The organism is Chryseobacterium sp. 6424 (assembly GCF_003692615.1).
Taxonomy (GTDB): Bacteria; Bacteroidota; Bacteroidia; order Flavobacteriales; family Weeksellaceae; genus Kaistella.
Genome location: NZ_CP023540.1, coordinates 1,337,932 through 1,354,545, shown reverse-complemented (window position 1 = coordinate 1,354,545; position 16,614 = coordinate 1,337,932). Strand labels below are relative to the sequence as shown.

The following is a 16,614-nucleotide window of genomic DNA, read 5'->3' as shown; positions in this document are numbered from 1 at the left end:
TATCTTTGTCAAATTTTAAAATTCTCCATGACGAAAAGTATCATAAAAGGAATTGGGCATTATGTTCCTGAAAATGTAGTAACCAACGACGACCTGTCGAAACTTATGACCACTAATGTCGAGTGGATTACGGAACGGACAGGCATCAAAGAACGCCGCCACCGTAAGAATAGAAACGACTCTGAGGAAACTACCGCGTATTTAGGGTTTAAGGCTTCACAAAAAGCTTTAGAAATGGCTCAGTTAAATGCCAAAAACATTGATTATATTATTTTTGCAACACTTTCACCGGATTATTATTTCCCAGGGTGCGGCGTTTTATTGCAGGAGATGCTTGGCTGCGATACCATCGGCGCGCTGGATGTTAGAAACCAATGTTCAGGTTTTGTGTACGCGATGAGTGTGGCCAACGCTTTCATTAAATCAAACACCTACAAAAATATTCTGGTAGTTGGGGCTGAGATACACTCTTTCGGGCTCGATTTTTCTGATCAGGGACGTGGCGTATCCGTAATTTTTGGTGACGGGGCCGGGGCTGTCGTACTTTCTGCGGCTGATGAGGCAACCTCTGGCGATATTCTTTCGGTAAACATGCATTCCGAAGGTAAATATGCGGATGAGCTATGCACGAAATTCCCAGGCTCAAAATTCGGTTGGAGCGACCGTATGCGCGCTGAGCCTGAAAATGTAACCGACGCTGAAGTATATCCGATTATGAACGGCAACTTTGTGTTTAAACATGCGGTGACCAGATTTCCCGAAACGATGACGGAAGCCCTTAATAAGGCTGGCAAAACCATGGAGGATCTTGATATGTTTATTCCGCATCAGGCCAATCTGCGGATCGCACAGTTTGTACAACAAAAAATGGGGCTGCCGGAAGAAAAGATATTCAACAATATCCAGAAATATGGTAATACAACGGCCGCTTCGATCCCGATTGCGCTTAGTGAAGCTATACAACAGGGTAAGATAAAACGTGGCGATCTGGTGCTTCTTTCTGCGTTCGGTAGCGGATTTACTTGGGGTTCTGTTTTATTTGAATATTAAATTTAAATTAAAGAATACAAAAATGCGTCAAGACCTGACGCATTTTTTACTGTACAACGGGTTGTGTAGGCTCCAGCGCGGCAGAATCTACACCCGTATTGCGTTTCTCATCAGCACTGTGTGTTTCTTTATATTCATCGCGCTTTTCTTCTTTCTGTACGCAACTTGTAAGCAAAGCCCCAAAAACGGCTATAAACATTAACTTTTTCATAATTTAATTTTTTATACGAAAGTTCTTACAATAATTGTGCGAGCAGAATTTTTTAAGCCTGGTTTTCCTCAAATTAATAATCAAAAGAAGAAAAATCTACTCAAAAACCTCAAATGATGTACCGTCAAAACTGGCGAAAACCATAGTTGGGTGAGAATCCTGATGATAGATGTTACCTTGGTTATCAATAGCGATAGCGCCAGAGAAACCATCTATAGCCTTTAATTCTTCAAAGGTTTTGGTAAATGCTTCTTCCAGCGACTTACCATCTGTAACACGGGTTACGATTTTGGTCGCGGTGCCATTGCTTACAATGTCTTCGCCAACTCCTGTACAGCTTACAGCGCAAAATTCATTGGCGAAGTTGCCGGCCACAGTCGCTGAATCCGAGATTCTGCCGACCCTCTCAAATCCTTTTCCACCGGTAGATGTGGCAGCGGCTAAGCGCCCTTGGGCATCAATTACCACGCAGCCTACGGTACCTTTGCCACCGTTTTTCTTTTTTTCTTCATATTCTTGGCGGCGTTGGGGTGTTTCCGGAGAATAATCTGCAAAGCCATTTTCTGAGGCGTATTTTTTTGCGCCATCGTCACCAAGTACGCGGTCGTCTTCTTTCATCAAAACTTGCGCTACCTGTATGGGATTCTTGATGTTCTGTACATTGATGACCCCTGAAAAACGGCTGTTAACACCATTCATCAGTGCTGCGCTCATCCGGATTTTCCCGTCGCTCTGTATTTGCGAGCCGGTGCCGGCGTTAAAAAGTTCATTATCTTCCAACTGGCTTACCGCAAATACGGCGGTTTCTTCAGCGGAATGGTTCTTTAAATATTCGTAGGAACTAGCTGCAATGTCTTTCAGAGCCTGCTGTTTTGCGGTTTTAGTTTCCTGGCTTTGGTCGCTTTCAGAGAAGAATCCTCCGTGGATAATAAGTTTCATGATATTTTAAACATTGGTTGGTAAAGGACTATATTGCGAATTTACAATCGTAAGATCTTTTGTCTTCAGATCAAAATAATCATTCTGCGACATCACATGAACGGTAAGATTATCGATAGAAATCGGCTGTCCGAGTTCTACTTTTGTTAAATTGGTATCTTTAATAAACCGGCCATCAACTAAGATGACGAGTCCCGAGCCAATTGCGGTCATCCTTTCGCCGTGTATGTACAGACCTGTATCCTCACCAAGACCAATGCCAAGTGTGCGCGGATTGTTTACTACTGCCTGAAAAAGTCGGCCAATTCTTCCGCGCTGTACGAAATGTGTGTCTACGATAACGTTTTCGATAAAGCCAAGTCCTTGGGTGGTTTTTATTTCGCCTTTAAGCAAGGCTTCGCTGCTGGAGCCTTGATAAATCATATTCTCTGAAGCTGCGGCTGCACCGGCAGAGGTACCTGCGTAGATGAAATTCTGCTCCTGATATTTTAATAAGATAGCCTCGTGGAAGCGGGTCCCACCCAAGATTGATGTCAGTCTTAATTGGTCACCACCTGTAAACATCACTACATCGGCTGCATTGGCGCGTGCAACGATAGCGTCGCTGTTGGCCTGCTCGCGGTTTTTTATATCAAGAATATTGACGGTTTTTGCGCCCAGAAATTCAAACGCTTTTTTATATTCTGGCCCTACGATTTGTGGGATTTGTGATGCTGTGGTAATGACTTCAATCACCGAATCTTCTTTCAGACGCGATTCATCTATTATCTTTCGCAGGATGCCGCGCTCAAAGAAATTAAGGTTTTTCTCTACATTCTGATCGTACTCGGTTTCTGTAAAACTACCTTTATTAACAGCCCCACCGATGATCATTAATTTTCCAACTGCTTTCATAGGGTGCAAATTTAGAAAAAATAAAAAAGTTCATCTACCCGAAAACATTGAATACGCTCAATTATAATAAGATAAAATCCCCATGGATGCTGCGTTTTAAAAAATATTTCAAATTATTCTGCATTTCTTTTATCTTTGGTTTTCATTCTGCATTACGAAATCCAATTACAAGAATACATTTTATATGAAAATTGAAAAAATACAGATTTTGCGTGGTCCAAACATTTGGAGCATTCGCCGCAAGAAACTCATACAGATGAGACTTGATCTTGAGGATATGGAATACCGCCCGACCAATAAGGTAGAAGGTTTCCGCGAGCGGCTGGAAGCGCTGATTCCCTCGCTCATCACCCATCGATGTTCAGAAGGGGTAGAAGGCGGTTTCTTCCAGCGGGTGGAAATGGGTACCTGGATGGGCCACGTCATTGAGCACATTGCCCTCGAAATACAGACGCTTGCAGGCATGGATACAGGTTTCGGACGTACCCGTGAAACCAAAACCCCGGGGGTGTACAACGTGGTCTTTAGTTATCTTGAAGAAAACTGCGGTGTATATGCTGCAGAACAGTCGGTAGAATTGGTTACACGCCTTATCAATGGAGAAGAATACGATATTGACGCCTGTATACAACGCCTAAAGGAAATTCGCGAAGGTGAACGCCTGGGCCCTTCCACCGGCAGTATCGTAGAGGAAGCTGTAGCACGAAAAATCCCTTGGATCAGGCTGGGCAATAATTCTCTTGTACAATTGGGTTACGGCGTGAACCAACAGCGTTTTCAAGCTACCATTACAGGCAAAACCAGTTCTATTGCCGTAGAAATCGCTTGTAATAAAGAACTTACCAAGAAAATGCTGCATCAGGCAGCCATCCCTGTGCCCATCGGTGATTTGGTGACTGATGAAGAGCAACTGGCAGAGGTGATTGCTAAGATAGGATATCCGATCGTTCTAAAACCGCTCGACGGTAACCACGGAAAAGGCAGCTCCATCAATGTAACGGATATGGAAAGTGCTAAAATAGGCTTACAACATGCACAGAATTATGGCCGCAAAGTAATTGTGGAACGCTATATTTCCGGATACGATTTCCGTGTATTGGTGATTAATCATAAAATGGTGGCAGCCGCACGACGCGTCCCCGCACATATTGTTGGAGATGGTGAAAAGAATATCCAGCAACTTATTGATGCCGAAAATGAGAACCCACGCAGAGGATATGGCCACGAGAATGTACTCACTGAAATCTTGGTCGATAAAGATACCAACGAACTGTTAGAGAGACTAAATTACACCCTTGAGACCATACCGCAAAAAGGTGAGATCGTTTACCTGAAATCCACCGCGAACCTGTCCACGGGAGGCACTGCCATTGATGTGACAGATATGGTGCATCCAGAAAACATCACCATGTGCGAAAGAATCTCTAAAATTGTAGGATTGGATGTTTGTGGTATTGATATTATGGCCGAAAACCTTACGCAGCCCGTAAAGGAAAGTGGCGGTGCCATACTGGAAGTTAATGCAGCACCGGGATTCCGCATGCATCTTGCGCCCACCGAAGGTCTGCCTCGCAATGTAGCAGCGCCGGTGGTAGATATGCTGTATCCGCCAGGCAAACCATTCCGCATCCCCATCATTGCAGTTACTGGCACCAACGGTAAAACCACTACCACAAGGATCATTGCCCATATTGTGAAGAACAACGGCTACCGGGTTGGTTTCACCACTTCCGATGGCATTTATATCCAGAATACCATGCTTACCAAAGGCGATACCACCGGCCCGGTTTCTGCTGAATTTATCTTAAAAGATCCAACCGTTGAATTTGCGGTGCTTGAAACGGCTCGGGGCGGGATCCTTCGTTCAGGTTTAGGTTTCAGTTCTTGCGATATTGGGGTTCTTACCAATATTAAAGAAGACCATCTGGGCATGAACGACATTCATAACCTGAAGGATCTTACCCGGGTGAAAAGAGTAGTGTTGGATGCCGTAAAGAAAAAAGGGTGGTGTGTACTGAATGCCGATGATGAATATTCTATGCGATTGATGCCCGACCTTGATGCTAAAGTAGCGCTTTTCAGCCTTGATGAGAACAATCCGCATCTACAGAAATACGCCAAGGAAGGTAAGATTGCCTGTGTGCTGGAGGAAGGCTTCATCACCATTAAAAAAGGCGACTGGAAGATCCGTGTAGTGAAAGCGCAGAACCTTCCCCTTACGATGGAAGGGAAGGCAAAATTCATGATTGCCAACGTACTCGCCGCTACCCTCGCCACTTATCTGCATGGTTTTGCGATTGAAGACATTGCCAACTCACTGCGCACTTTTATCCCCAGTGCAGCCCTCACGCCTGGCAGACTGAATGTGTTTAAATTCAAGAAATTCCAGGTAATGATTGATTTTGCCCACAATCCTGCGAGTTATGAAGCCATTGAGGATTACCTTAAAAACGTGTCTTCACCAAAGAAAATTGGTATTATTTCGGGTGTGGGCGACCGCCGTGACGAAGATATCCGCGAATGCGGAAAAATTGCCGGAAGAATGTTCGATCACATCATCATCCGTAATGAGAAACACCTGCGTGGCCGGAGTGAAGAAGAGATAAACAGCCTTGTCATCAGCGGGATACAAAGCGCGGGGCGTAATATAAGTTACGAAATCATCCCAAAAGAAACCGAGGCACTGAAACATGCCATGAGCCTGGCCGAAGAAAACACCTTCATCACCGCCCTGAGTGATGTGATATCTAATGCGATAGATTTGGTGCAGGAATATCAGAACAAAGAACTTCAGGAAGATGCTTCTTATTAAAGCATTATTTACTAAATTATCACTAATTCCTTCGATCTGAAGGAATTTTTTGTTTAAATATTTAAATTCTTCATAAAGCATAAGAAGGGTGAATTAATAGTTTTATCTTCACAATTATTTCCATATTTTTGACCGATGGAAAATTTTGTGGTTTCTGCAAGAAAATACCGCCCGCAGGAGTTTGATACTGTTGTAGGGCAAGCCCATATTACCGATACGTTAGAGCATGCCATAGGTGAAAACCAGTTGGCACAGGCACTCTTATTCTGTGGTCCCCGCGGTGTAGGAAAAACGACGTGCGCACGTATTTTAGCCAGAAAAATCAATGAACGCGACGGGTCCACTTCCGAAGATGGATTTTCCTATAATATTTTTGAACTTGATGCCGCCAGTAACAACTCCGTGGAGGACATCCGCGAACTGACGGATCAGGTGAGGTTTGCGCCACAGGTTGGTAAATACAAAATATATATTATTGATGAGGTGCACATGTTGTCCTCGGCAGCCTTTAACGCCTTTCTGAAGACGCTCGAAGAACCACCAGCACACGCCATATTTATCTTGGCGACGACTGAAAAACACAAAATCATCCCAACCATTCTTTCTCGTTGCCAAATTTATGATTTTAAACGGATCACGATTGAGGACATCCAGCTGCAACTGAAAAAAATAGCAGAGAAGGAAGGCATTCTCTACGAAGATGATGCGTTGTATATGGTGGCCCAAAAGGCAGACGGTGCGATGCGTGACGCCCTTTCGATCTTCGACCGGCTTTCCACTTTCACACAGAAAAACATTACGCTGGCCAAAGCGGCAGAAGTGTTGAATATCTTGGATTACGACCAATATCTGAAAATTGTAGATCTGGCAGCAGCCAACGATATTCCCCAAATACTTTCCGCATTTAATGAAATCGTGAAAAAAGGTTTCGATCCGCATATTTTTATCGCGGGCCTTGGCAACCATTTCCGGGACCTGATGATGGCACAAAATCCGCAAACCATCAATCTAATAGAAGTAGGAGAGGTAACCAAAGCCAAATTCGCAGCGCAAAGTAAGAGTTGGGGTGTTCAGCAACTCATTGACGCCATTGAAATCTGCAATCATGCAGATATTAATTACAAAAACTCCAAAAATCCTCGGCTTACCGTAGAAATCGCGCTTATGCAATTGGCTTCGATTACCGCAGAAAGTGGCACGCCTAAAAAAAAAAGTTTAGGATCATAGCGCCGTGGGCACAGGATCAGCCTGCGCCCGTCCCGGAAAAGATCCCGGAAAAGACCGCCACTACATCTTCAGTTCAAGCAGAAACCAGCCCACCTGTACTCCCGAAAGCTTCTGAACCGGTGCTCCGGCAGAAACCTGTTTCCAAGTACAGCATCAGCGCCACTTTACAGAAATCTGAAGTTAAGGAAGAAAAGCAGGAAACCCACCAGAAAGAGAAACTCCCAAGCAATCATTTCACCGAAACCGACCTGCAAGCTGAGTGGCAGAAGTTCCTGTTAAAACTTCAGGGTGAAGACATCATTATCTATAGTGCGATAAGCTCTTTTAAACTAAAGAAAATAGGCGAGGATACTGTAGAAATCACCTATCCGTCAGATTCCGCTAAAAGTGAGTTTGAAAAAGTACGGGCCGATTTCTTTAACCATTTCATGCACAAAGTCAATCATTTCAATATCATGATTGAATATCGCAATGATGTAACCTTAAAAAAAGAAATCATCACGAAGCGAAAGATTTTCGATAAATTTGCTGAAATTAACCCTGTCTTGAAGGAGTTGGACGAAATATTTAAATTTGACCTCAATTCCTAACCATACAGTATACGACCACAATCACGAATGGATTTAAAAACAACAGACAATAGTTGGGTAAATAAATTCCCAAAACCTCTTATTATTGCCGGACCATGCAGTGCCGAAAGCGAATCGCAAATGCTGGAGACGGCCACCAGGATCAAAGCTACTTCCGCAGAAGTACCAATTTTCCGTGCGGGCATCTGGAAGCCACGTACCAAACCCAACGGTTTTGAAGGGGTAGGCGTTATCGGGCTGAACTGGCTGAAAAAAGTAAAAGAGGAGTTTGGATTTCAGACAGCGACAGAAGTAGCCAACGCGCACCATGTGGTGGCGGCGCTGGCAGCGGATGTGGACATTCTATGGATCGGGGCACGCTCTACAGTAAACCCATTCACAGTACAGGAAATTGCGGAAGCACTGAAGGGTACCAATAAACCTGTATTGGTAAAAAACCCTGTAAACCCGGATCTTGCCCTTTGGATCGGTGCGTTGGAGCGGCTGTTGAGCCAGGATGTTAAGAATCTTGGTGTCATTCACCGCGGTTTTTCCACTTACCGTAAAACCAAATACAGGAATATCCCGAACTGGCAAATAGCGCTGGATTTCAGAAACCAATACCCAAATATCCCGATGTTGGTAGATCCGTCGCACATCTGCGGAAACCGGACCGGCCTTGCCGCCATTGCGCAGGAAGCGTTGAACGTGGGATATGACGGCATGATCATCGAAACACATGCAGATCCTGATGCTGCATGGAGCGACGCGGCACAACAGATTACCCCAGAGGTTTTGGCTGATCTCATCAACAAACTGCAACTCAGAAACTCTGATATTTCGGCCTTTGACGATGAAATGGACAGACACAGGACCTTGATCTCTGACCTGGATTTTCAGTTAATCGAACTGCTTTCGCACCGTATGAAGATTTCAGAGCAAATCGGGATGCTAAAAAAAGAAAACAGCATCGCGATCTTTCAGCCGGACCGCTGGAAAATCATCACCGAATACGCCAATCAGAAAGCAGATGAAACCGGGATGTCACAGGAATTTATCGAAAAGGTTTTTAAAGCCATTCACGAAGAATCTATTGAAGTACAGAATAAACTATAACTTTTGAAAGGACTCGTCACAAAATCTACCGGCAGTTGGTATCAGGTTCTCGAACGGGAAACCGGACAGTTCTATGAGGCCCGTATCCGCGGTAAGTTTAAATTAATTAAGACCAGGCTTACCAATCCGCTGGCTGTGGGCGATTATGTAGAATTTGTACTCGAACAGGACGGCGTGGCCTGGATTACCGAAATTGAACCAAAGAAGAATTATCTCATCCGGAAATCGGTAAATCTCTCGAAAGAGGCCCACATCATCGCATCGAATATTGATGTAGCCTGCTTCATATTCACCCTGAAAATGCCCGAAACTTCGTTGGGTTTTCTCGACCGTTTCCTAGCCTGTTGCGAAGCTTATAATATTACGCCACTCATACTTTTCAACAAAATGGATGTTTTGGATGGTGATGAGACTGCACTCGTGCAGGAAATTGAAGGTATCTACCAGCAGATCGGTTACGATACCCTTCGGATCTCCTCTTACTCCAAACTTCATTTGGATGATTTAAAGAACATCATTCAAGATAAAGTTTCGGTGTTTTTCGGGCATTCCGGCAGTGGAAAATCTACGTTGGTAAACGCATTACAACCCAATTTAAATATAAAAACCTCTGAAATTTCTGAAACACATCTGAAGGGGAAGCATACCACTACTTTCGCACAAATGCATTTCTGGGATTTTGGCGGTAGCGTGATTGATACCCCAGGCGTGCGCGAATTTGCCATGATTGATGTAGAAAAAGAAGAAATACAGCATTATTTCCCTGATATTTTCGAGATAGGAAGGGATTGCAAGTTCCATAACTGCCTTCATATCAACGAACCCAAGTGCGCGGTGATGAATGCCTTAGAAACCGGCCAAATAGAAGAATCGCGATACATCACCTATCTTAAACTGATGGAAGAGGCGGAAGAGAATGCCGCCATATAAAAAAACCCAGCCTAAGCCGGGTAAAAACTAATAACCATGAAAACTCAAATTAAACATGAGAATCGAAGTGTAAGTTACAACTTCTGTGCCAAAATAATCTAGCCTCTTGTGAAATGGAATTTTCGGTGCAAATATATAAAAGTTTTCGTACTTTCGCAGTACATTAAAATAAGAGATATGTCAGGTAAAATTACATTCACCATGATTAAGCCCGATGCAGTTGCAGACGGACATATTGGTGCTATTTTGGGTAAAATCGCAGAGGCTGGTTTTAAAATCAAAGCATTAAAATTAACACAGCTTACAGTAGCTGATGCCAAAAAATTCTACGAAGTACACGCTGAAAGACCTTTCTATGGGGAATTGGTAGAATTCATGTCTTCCGGGCCAATCGTGGCAGCGGTTCTTGAGAAAGACAACGCGGTGGAAGACTTCAGAACACTCATCGGTGCGACTAACCCTGCGGATGCTGCGGAAGGTACCATCAGAAAGATGTTTGCAAGAAGCGTGGGCGAAAATGCCGTACATGGTTCAGACTCTGATGAAAATGCACTGATTGAAGCGCAGTTCCATTTCTCAGGAAGAGAGATTTTCTAAGCCATCATAGGAAATGAAACAAAAAAAACAGTCACTTTTTTAAGAGACTGTTTTTTATGCTTGAAAAAGCGGTCAGATCTTTAAAAGTTCAATTGTTTTTTCGGGATTCTCTGTTGAGAATACGGCGTTGCCAGCTACCAAAACATCCGCGCCTGCTTCGAAAAGTTTTGCGGCATTCTCAAGATTCACTCCGCCATCCACTTCAATTAGAGCGGTAGAATTGTTGGATAGGATAAGGTCGCGGGTTTCAGCGATTTTTTTGTAGGTGTTCTCAATGAATTTCTGCCCGCCAAATCCTGGGTTTACACTCATCAATAATACCAAATCTACCTCAGAAATAATATCCTCCAGTAATAAGACGGGGGTTGATGGATTTAATACCACACCCGCTTTCGCGCCTTTGTCCTGAATCAAATTAATGGTGCGATGCAAGTGGGTACACGCCTCATAATGTATGGAAACAAGGTCTGCGCCGGCATTGATGAATTCTTCCACATACTTTTCCGGTTCTACGATCATCAGGTGTACGTCTATGAATTTTTGAGCATGCTGTTTCACGGTTTTCATCACTGGAAAGCCAAAGGAAATGTTTGGTACAAACCGCCCGTCCATCACATCTATGTGTAACCAGTCGGCCTGCGAGCGGTTGAGCATGTGGATATCCCGTTCGAGATTTCCGAAATCAGCGGATAATAGGGAAGGTGCTATTAGTTTAGTTTTCATTCTTACTTTTTATTTAATGATATTTCAGGTTCATATCAGGTTTTATCTGCAATAAAGTTTCGTAAATCAGCTTTATCACATTAGATACATCTTCTTTCGAAACCATTTCCACCGTCGTGTGCATGTAACGCAGGGGAAGCGAAATCAGCGCGCTTGGCACTCCGCCGTTAGAATGGGCAAAAGCATCTGTATCAGTACCTGTGGCACGGCTGGCGGCAGCCCTCTGGAAAGGGATCTCCTTTATCTTAGCCGTGTTTACAATAAGTTCGCGGATGGTGTGATGCACGCTGGGCGCATAAAAGACCACCGGGCCGTTACCACATTTTTGGTCGCCTTCTTTTTTCTTCTCAATCATGGGTGTGGTCGTATCATGGGTAACATCAGTCACGATGGCGATGTTGGGTTTGATGGTATCCGCGATCATATCTGCGCCGTAAAGCCCAACTTCTTCCTGAACAGAATTGGTGATGTAAAGACCAAAGGGCAACTGGTTGTCATTTTCTTTAATGAGTCTTGCCACTTCTGCAATCATGAAGCCACCGATTCTGTTATCGAGCGCCCTACAGACAAAATAACGGTCATTCAGTTCGAAAAATTCATCAGGGTAGGTAATCATACAGCCTACATGTATGCCCAAATCTTCCACTTCTTTTTTGTTTACCGCGCCGCAATCGATAAATATATTTTCGAGTTTAGGTTGTGGTTCATCAGCGTTTATGCCACGGGTGTGGATTGCCGGCCAACCAAATACGCCTTTCACGATGCCTTTTTCACCATGTATGTTGACTATTTTTGAAGGCGCGATCATTTGGTCTGATCCGCCGTTCCTGATCACGTAGATCAGGCCGTCATCGGTGATGTAATTTACATACCAGGAGATTTCATCGGCATGGGCTTCAATCACTACTTTAAATTCGGCTTCAGGATTGATGATGCCGTAGCAGGTCCCATAGTGGTCATACTCAATCTTGTCAACGTATGGCGCGATATACTCCATCCAGATTTTTTGTCCCTGATGTTCGTAACCTGTTGGTGATGCAGTGTTTAGGTATTTTTCTAGAAATTTAATTGATTTATTTTCGAATAACATATAAGAGGAATGAATTTTGTTATGTACATTTGATTTTAGACGAAGTAAAAATAATGAATTTTAATAAGATTGTAATAGTCATCCTGCTTCTTTCGGGGCTTCAGGCTGCTGCACAAAATGATTCGATACTCGCTACTGTAAAACCCCTGAGTCAATATCCGCCAGAACTGCTGAAAACCGATGAATTCGGTAATAAATATTACTATGATGAGGCACAGCAAGCCAAAGTGTATGAGATAGATGGGGAGAATGTAGTGGTGATGGATGAGCTGGTCTTACTTAACAAACCCCGCTTCAATAACCAACTTGACCAGAATTATTATTATTTCCTTAATAAGAAGCTGAACCGTGTGTATCCGCTATTTCTAACCGCACTCGACCAGTACCAAGAAATACAGGAAGACATTACCCAAATGACACGTGCCGAGCAAAAAAGATACGTGAACGAGCGCCAGAAGAAACTCGCTGAACAGTATGAACTGCAGCTGCGCGACCTTACGACTACCGAAGGAAGGGTATTTGCAAAACTGATGAACCGTGCTACGGGAAAAACGGTGTACGACATCATTAAAGAACTTCGCGGTGGCTGGAGCGCTTTCTGGTGGAATGTAAAAGGAAACATTGCCGATATTGAGCTGAAAGAACCCTATGATCCACACAAAAACAGAACCGACGAATTTCTGGAGTCGCTGTTGCAAAGTAACTGGAATGCAGGATATTTCCAGCCTTACCCTGGATACCGAAACTTTAAAATCAAAAGATAACCTATGACTAAAACCCTACGAAACCTGGTGCTGCTCGCGGCATTGGTAACCTTTAATTTTGCCTATTCCTATGGCGTCACCGGCCACCGTATTGTCGCACAGATTGCAGAAAACCACCTGACTGGCAAGGCAAAACGAAACCTAAAAAAAATCATTGGCGAGCAGAAACTTGCGTATTGGGCCAACTGGCCAGACTTTATAAAATCTGACACTACAGGTACCTGGAAGCATACGGACCGGTGGCATTATGTAAACATTAACCCACAGCCTGATTTTAAAAGATTTTCCGACAGTTTGAAAGCACAGGATGGACCGAACCTTTATACACAAATCCAAAAACTGTCGGCACAGATTAAAGACAAAAACACGTCGAAGAACGACCGGGAAATAGCCCTACGCTTCCTGATTCACATGATTGGTGATTTATCGCAACCGCTTCATGTAGGGCGTGCTGAAGATCTGGGTGGAAACCGGATCCGTATGAAATTTTTTGGTGAAAACACCAATCTTCATTCGCTTTGGGACAGCAAACTGATTGATTCTCAGAAATATAGTTATGAAGAATACGCCCGCTTACTTGATGTAAAATCAAAGGAAGAAGTAAAAGCCATACAGGCAGGGAGTCTTGAGGAATGGTTTTATGACAGCCACCTGAAAGCCAATACCATATATGCCAACACCAAGGCAGACCAGGCCTATTCTTATGATTACACGTACAAATTCACCCAATTGATGGAACGGCAACTGTTGTATGGGGGACTGCGGCTCGCAAAAATATTTAACGAAGTTCTATAAATTTTTCTTTCAGCTTTTCAAAAGCAATTCTGTCCACGGGCAGCGGAAATGGATTTTCATTGGTATCAATGGGAATCCATTCTGTTTTTTCGATGCATGGGTCTAAGATCAGGAAGTCGTTTTCGTCTTCAATCTCCACCATATAATAAACTGTCAGCAACTGCTCGTTTTCCCGGAATCGGGAAGTCACGAATTCTTCCTGGGTGTAAAGATGCCCCAGGATTTTTATTTTCACGTTTAATTCTTCTTCAAATTCGCGTCTCAGGCAATCGAGCAACCCTTCACCAAACTCTAGTCCGCCACCGGGCAGTTTCATCAGTTGGTCACCCGCATATTCCTCGTGTAACACAAGAACTTTCCCTTCTTTCAGCGCAGTTGCGTACACTCTGATGTTTATTTTATCAATCATACACGTTTTTAACAGATTTAAAAGTAATAAAAATAAATGAGTTGCTATTTATTTTTTATCGCGTTGATCATTTCTCTTTTTCCGGGTGGGCCTGGTTTTTTTTGCACATCAAAACCAAGCTCCTGCAATATCCTGCGCACACTGCCTTTTGATGAATAGGTGGTTAAAAGTCCGCCGTTGGCCATCTTATCAGCTACCTGCCGAAAAAGTGGCATCCCCCAAAGATCTGGCTGTACACGCGCACCGAAACAATCGTAATACACTAGATTTACGGGTGGCAGATGCAAATTCTTCAAAGCAAAAAAATCACAATGGTATTTGGTGAAGTAAAAATTCGGTAGAATTTCAATGGTTTCAGACCAATTACATGCATGTATTTTTTGCAGAAATTCGTTCATATTCTGTTCATAAAATAAACGGTCATAACCCAATTCTGCAATTTCATGTTCATTTACGGGGTATTTTTCAAGGGTGTGATAGTGGATTACATGATTTTTATCAGTTCTCAAAAATTCATCAATTGTGACTAAAACATTTAAACCCGTTCCTAAACCGAGTTCTAAAATATTAATTTCACAATTATCTACTAGTTTAAACCCATTTTCAATAAAGACATGCTTTGCTTCTTGTAATGCACCATGTGATGAATGATAGTTTTCATTCATTTCACTGATATACAGTGTTTTGCTACCGTCTGATGTAAGTTTTACCTCTCTGTTCATGCTAAATTTTCTCAAATTTAATTTAAAATTTTGATATTTGAAAAATTATGTTAAATTTGTATTACATCAATAAAAATTTTTAATATGATAATCGAAAAATCTACCCAACCGAGAATCTCAAGCTTTGATCCAGAGAATTTTTCGTTTGGGAATACCTTCATCGATCACATGATCATCTGCGAATACGATAATGGTGCATGGGGCGAAGTAAAACTTGTACCGTATGGTGCGCTGCCATTTTCACCAGCCATGATGGGCATTAATTACGGACAGGCATGTTTCGAGGGGATGAAGGCGTATAAAGATAAAGACGGGCAAGTGTTTATGTTCCGTCCGGAAAAGAATTTCGAGCGTATCAATAAATCCGCGAAAAGACTGGCGATGCCGGAAGTGACAAAGGAAATGTTTATCGACGGCCTGAAGGCGCTGATTGATATCGACCGTGCCTGGATACCACAGGGTGAAGGGATGTCACTATATATCAGACCGCTGATTTTCGCTACTGAAGAGGCACTGAAAGCCCGTATTTCCAACAAATATATGTTTGCGATTGTTGCCACACCGGCGAAAAGCTATTATACAGAGCCTGTATCGGTACTTATATCCGATTTCTACTCGCGTGCGGCTAATGGTGGGGTAGGTTCCGCAAAGGCTGCAGGTAATTACGCCGCTTCTTTTTATCCAACGCAGTTAGCGATTGAAGAAGGGTACGAGCAAATCATCTGGACTGATGATGCTACACACGAATATTTCGAGGAAAGTGGTACCATGAACGTGTTTGTAAGAATTAATGATACCATCTACACGCCACCAACCTCTGAAAAAATCTTGGATGGTGTTACTCGAGACAGCTTTATTCAACTTGCAAAACGCAGGGGAATTGAAGTAAAAATAGAGCCGGTAGCTGTAAAAACAGTTATAGAGGCACAGAAAAACGGAACCTTGAAGGAAGTTTGGGGGGTAGGTACCGCCGTTGTAACAAGTGTTTTTCGAGCGTTGGGCTATAAAGGCGAAAAATTAGAGTTGCCAACCTTATCTTTAGAAGAAAGTTTTGCGCTTAGCTTGCAGAAAGATCTGGTGGACATCCAAACCAATAATGCCGAAGACCCATTTGGGTGGAGAGTTTTGGTAGAAAATAATGTGCTGGAAAACGCATAAAGAAAATTTTATATCATTCAGCCGGGAACCAAAAATTCCTGGCTTTTTTATTTTTTTAATGTAAGATGAATTGTGTATTTTCGCAAAAGCTATGCAGAAAATCCTGGTCATATCATTCTTTCTGATACTCAGCTGTGCGCAAAAGACGCAGAGCCATCCGCCGGTGGGTGGATTTCTATATGAAACAGATCTAACCACTTCAAAAAACCGCGCCAAAAACCTGAATATTGCGGAAAGGGCGCAGATACAGCACTGGATCAACAACCAACAGGAAAAATTCTATCCGATGAGCCTCAATTATTGGGTAAATATTGAAAATCTATCGCAACATCCCCGAAAAGCAGATGGCGAAGTCGTTTCATATGAATATGAAATTTATGATTTTGATTTCGTAAAGCTGTACGATCAGCCAAAAGAGAATATAAATGTACAGTTTGGCCGTTTCGAGGATATTAAAGCAGTGGAGGACGCGCTCCGTTATCTGAAATCAGGGCAAGTGGCTACATTATTGGTGCCTTCCGTACTGGCATTTGGCACCTATGGAGATAATGATAAAATCTCTAACGATATGCCCTTAATTATAAAAATAAAAGTACTTTAAAAAATGC

General features: G+C 43.0%; 18 protein-coding genes. 11 read left to right on the top strand and 7 right to left on the bottom strand.

Annotation, left to right across the window (positions count from 1 at the left end):
* Positions 1-27 precede the first annotated feature (27 nt).
* On the top strand, positions 28-1,050 hold the full coding sequence (locus tag CO230_RS06350) for a 3-oxoacyl-ACP synthase III family protein (RefSeq protein ID WP_122027830.1): 1,023 nt from the start codon (positions 28-30) through the stop codon (positions 1,048-1,050).
* 46 nt (positions 1,051-1,096) lie between these two features.
* Here the strand turns inward: CO230_RS06350 and CO230_RS12195 are convergent, their stop codons facing one another.
* The 3 genes from CO230_RS12195 to CO230_RS06340 form a co-directional block, all read right to left on the bottom strand.
* The gene (locus tag CO230_RS12195) at positions 1,097-1,261 is read right to left on the bottom strand and encodes a hypothetical protein (RefSeq protein WP_162989993.1); all 165 of its coding nucleotides are present in this window, start codon (positions 1,259-1,261) and stop codon (positions 1,097-1,099) included.
* 96 nt (positions 1,262-1,357) lie between these two features.
* Positions 1,358-2,200, bottom strand: a complete 843-nt coding sequence (locus CO230_RS06345; RefSeq protein WP_122027829.1) for an isoaspartyl peptidase/L-asparaginase — start codon at positions 2,198-2,200, stop codon at positions 1,358-1,360.
* Positions 2,201-2,206: 6 nt separating this feature from the next.
* On the bottom strand, positions 2,207-3,094 hold the full coding sequence (locus CO230_RS06340; protein ID WP_122027828.1) for a cyanophycinase: 888 nt from the start codon (positions 3,092-3,094) through the stop codon (positions 2,207-2,209).
* Between the two features lie 184 nt (positions 3,095-3,278).
* Between CO230_RS06340 and cphA the strand changes: the two genes are divergently transcribed.
* The 6 genes from cphA (at position 3,279) to CO230_RS06310 (ending at position 10,345) form a co-directional block, all read left to right on the top strand.
* Positions 3,279-5,906 carry a cyanophycin synthetase gene (gene cphA, locus CO230_RS06335; RefSeq protein ID WP_122027827.1) on the top strand — a complete coding sequence of 876 codons (2,628 nt, stop codon included), beginning with the start codon at positions 3,279-3,281 and terminating at the stop codon, positions 5,904-5,906.
* Positions 5,907-6,041: 135 nt separating this feature from the next.
* The gene (dnaX, locus tag CO230_RS06330; RefSeq protein ID WP_122027826.1) at positions 6,042-7,133 is read left to right on the top strand and encodes a DNA polymerase III subunit gamma/tau; all 1,092 of its coding nucleotides are present in this window, start codon (positions 6,042-6,044) and stop codon (positions 7,131-7,133) included.
* 119 nt (positions 7,134-7,252) lie between these two features.
* Positions 7,253-7,723, top strand: coding sequence for a hypothetical protein (locus CO230_RS06325; RefSeq protein WP_228438051.1), 471 nt, complete (start codon positions 7,253-7,255; stop codon positions 7,721-7,723).
* A gap of 27 nt (positions 7,724-7,750) precedes the next feature.
* Positions 7,751-8,818: a chorismate mutase gene (locus tag CO230_RS06320; protein ID WP_122027825.1), complete on the top strand. Its 1,068-nt coding sequence runs from the start codon at positions 7,751-7,753 to the stop codon at positions 8,816-8,818.
* 3 nt (positions 8,819-8,821) lie between these two features.
* Positions 8,822-9,748, top strand: a complete 927-nt coding sequence (rsgA, locus tag CO230_RS06315; RefSeq protein WP_122027824.1) for a ribosome small subunit-dependent GTPase A — start codon at positions 8,822-8,824, stop codon at positions 9,746-9,748.
* Positions 9,749-9,925: 177 nt separating this feature from the next.
* Positions 9,926-10,345 carry a nucleoside-diphosphate kinase gene (locus tag CO230_RS06310; RefSeq protein ID WP_122027823.1) on the top strand — a complete coding sequence of 140 codons (420 nt, stop codon included), beginning with the start codon at positions 9,926-9,928 and terminating at the stop codon, positions 10,343-10,345.
* A 72-nt stretch (positions 10,346-10,417) separates the two neighbouring features.
* Here the strand turns inward: CO230_RS06310 and rpe are convergent, their stop codons facing one another.
* Both rpe and CO230_RS06300 read right to left on the bottom strand, forming a co-directional pair.
* Positions 10,418-11,068 carry a ribulose-phosphate 3-epimerase gene (gene rpe / locus CO230_RS06305; protein WP_122027822.1) on the bottom strand — a complete coding sequence of 217 codons (651 nt, stop codon included), beginning with the start codon at positions 11,066-11,068 and terminating at the stop codon, positions 10,418-10,420.
* A gap of 13 nt (positions 11,069-11,081) precedes the next feature.
* Positions 11,082-12,158 carry a M28 family peptidase gene (locus CO230_RS06300; protein ID WP_122027821.1) on the bottom strand — a complete coding sequence of 359 codons (1,077 nt, stop codon included), beginning with the start codon at positions 12,156-12,158 and terminating at the stop codon, positions 11,082-11,084.
* A gap of 53 nt (positions 12,159-12,211) precedes the next feature.
* On the opposite strand from CO230_RS06300, the gene CO230_RS06295 reads away from it, so the two are divergent.
* Entirely contained in the window at positions 12,212-12,922 is a 711-nt protein-coding gene (locus CO230_RS06295; protein WP_122027820.1) for a DUF4294 domain-containing protein, read from the top strand.
* Positions 12,923-12,925: 3 nt separating this feature from the next.
* The gene (locus CO230_RS06290) at positions 12,926-13,717 is read left to right on the top strand and encodes a S1/P1 nuclease (protein ID WP_122027819.1); all 792 of its coding nucleotides are present in this window, start codon (positions 12,926-12,928) and stop codon (positions 13,715-13,717) included.
* Here the strand turns inward: CO230_RS06290 and CO230_RS06285 are convergent.
* Both CO230_RS06285 and mnmD read right to left on the bottom strand, forming a co-directional pair.
* Positions 13,701-14,126 carry an NUDIX domain-containing protein gene (locus CO230_RS06285; RefSeq protein WP_122027818.1) on the bottom strand — a complete coding sequence of 142 codons (426 nt, stop codon included), beginning with the start codon at positions 14,124-14,126 and terminating at the stop codon, positions 13,701-13,703. The two genes, CO230_RS06290 and CO230_RS06285, sit on opposite strands and share 17 nt — an antisense overlap.
* A 44-nt stretch (positions 14,127-14,170) precedes the next feature.
* Complete coding sequence (gene mnmD, locus CO230_RS06280) at positions 14,171-14,848, bottom strand: tRNA (5-methylaminomethyl-2-thiouridine)(34)-methyltransferase MnmD (protein ID WP_122027817.1); 678 nt, start codon at positions 14,846-14,848, stop codon at positions 14,171-14,173.
* Between the two features lie 84 nt (positions 14,849-14,932).
* Between mnmD and CO230_RS06275 the strand changes: the two genes are divergently transcribed.
* Together CO230_RS06275 and CO230_RS06270 are read left to right on the top strand one after the other, a co-directional pair.
* Positions 14,933-16,006 (top strand): branched-chain amino acid aminotransferase, encoded by a 1,074-nt coding sequence (locus CO230_RS06275; RefSeq protein WP_122027816.1) that lies wholly within the window; start codon positions 14,933-14,935, stop codon positions 16,004-16,006.
* 91 nt (positions 16,007-16,097) lie between these two features.
* Positions 16,098-16,607, top strand: coding sequence for an FKBP-type peptidyl-prolyl cis-trans isomerase (locus CO230_RS06270; protein ID WP_122027815.1), 510 nt, complete (start codon positions 16,098-16,100; stop codon positions 16,605-16,607).
* Positions 16,608-16,614: the final 7 nt, after the last annotated feature.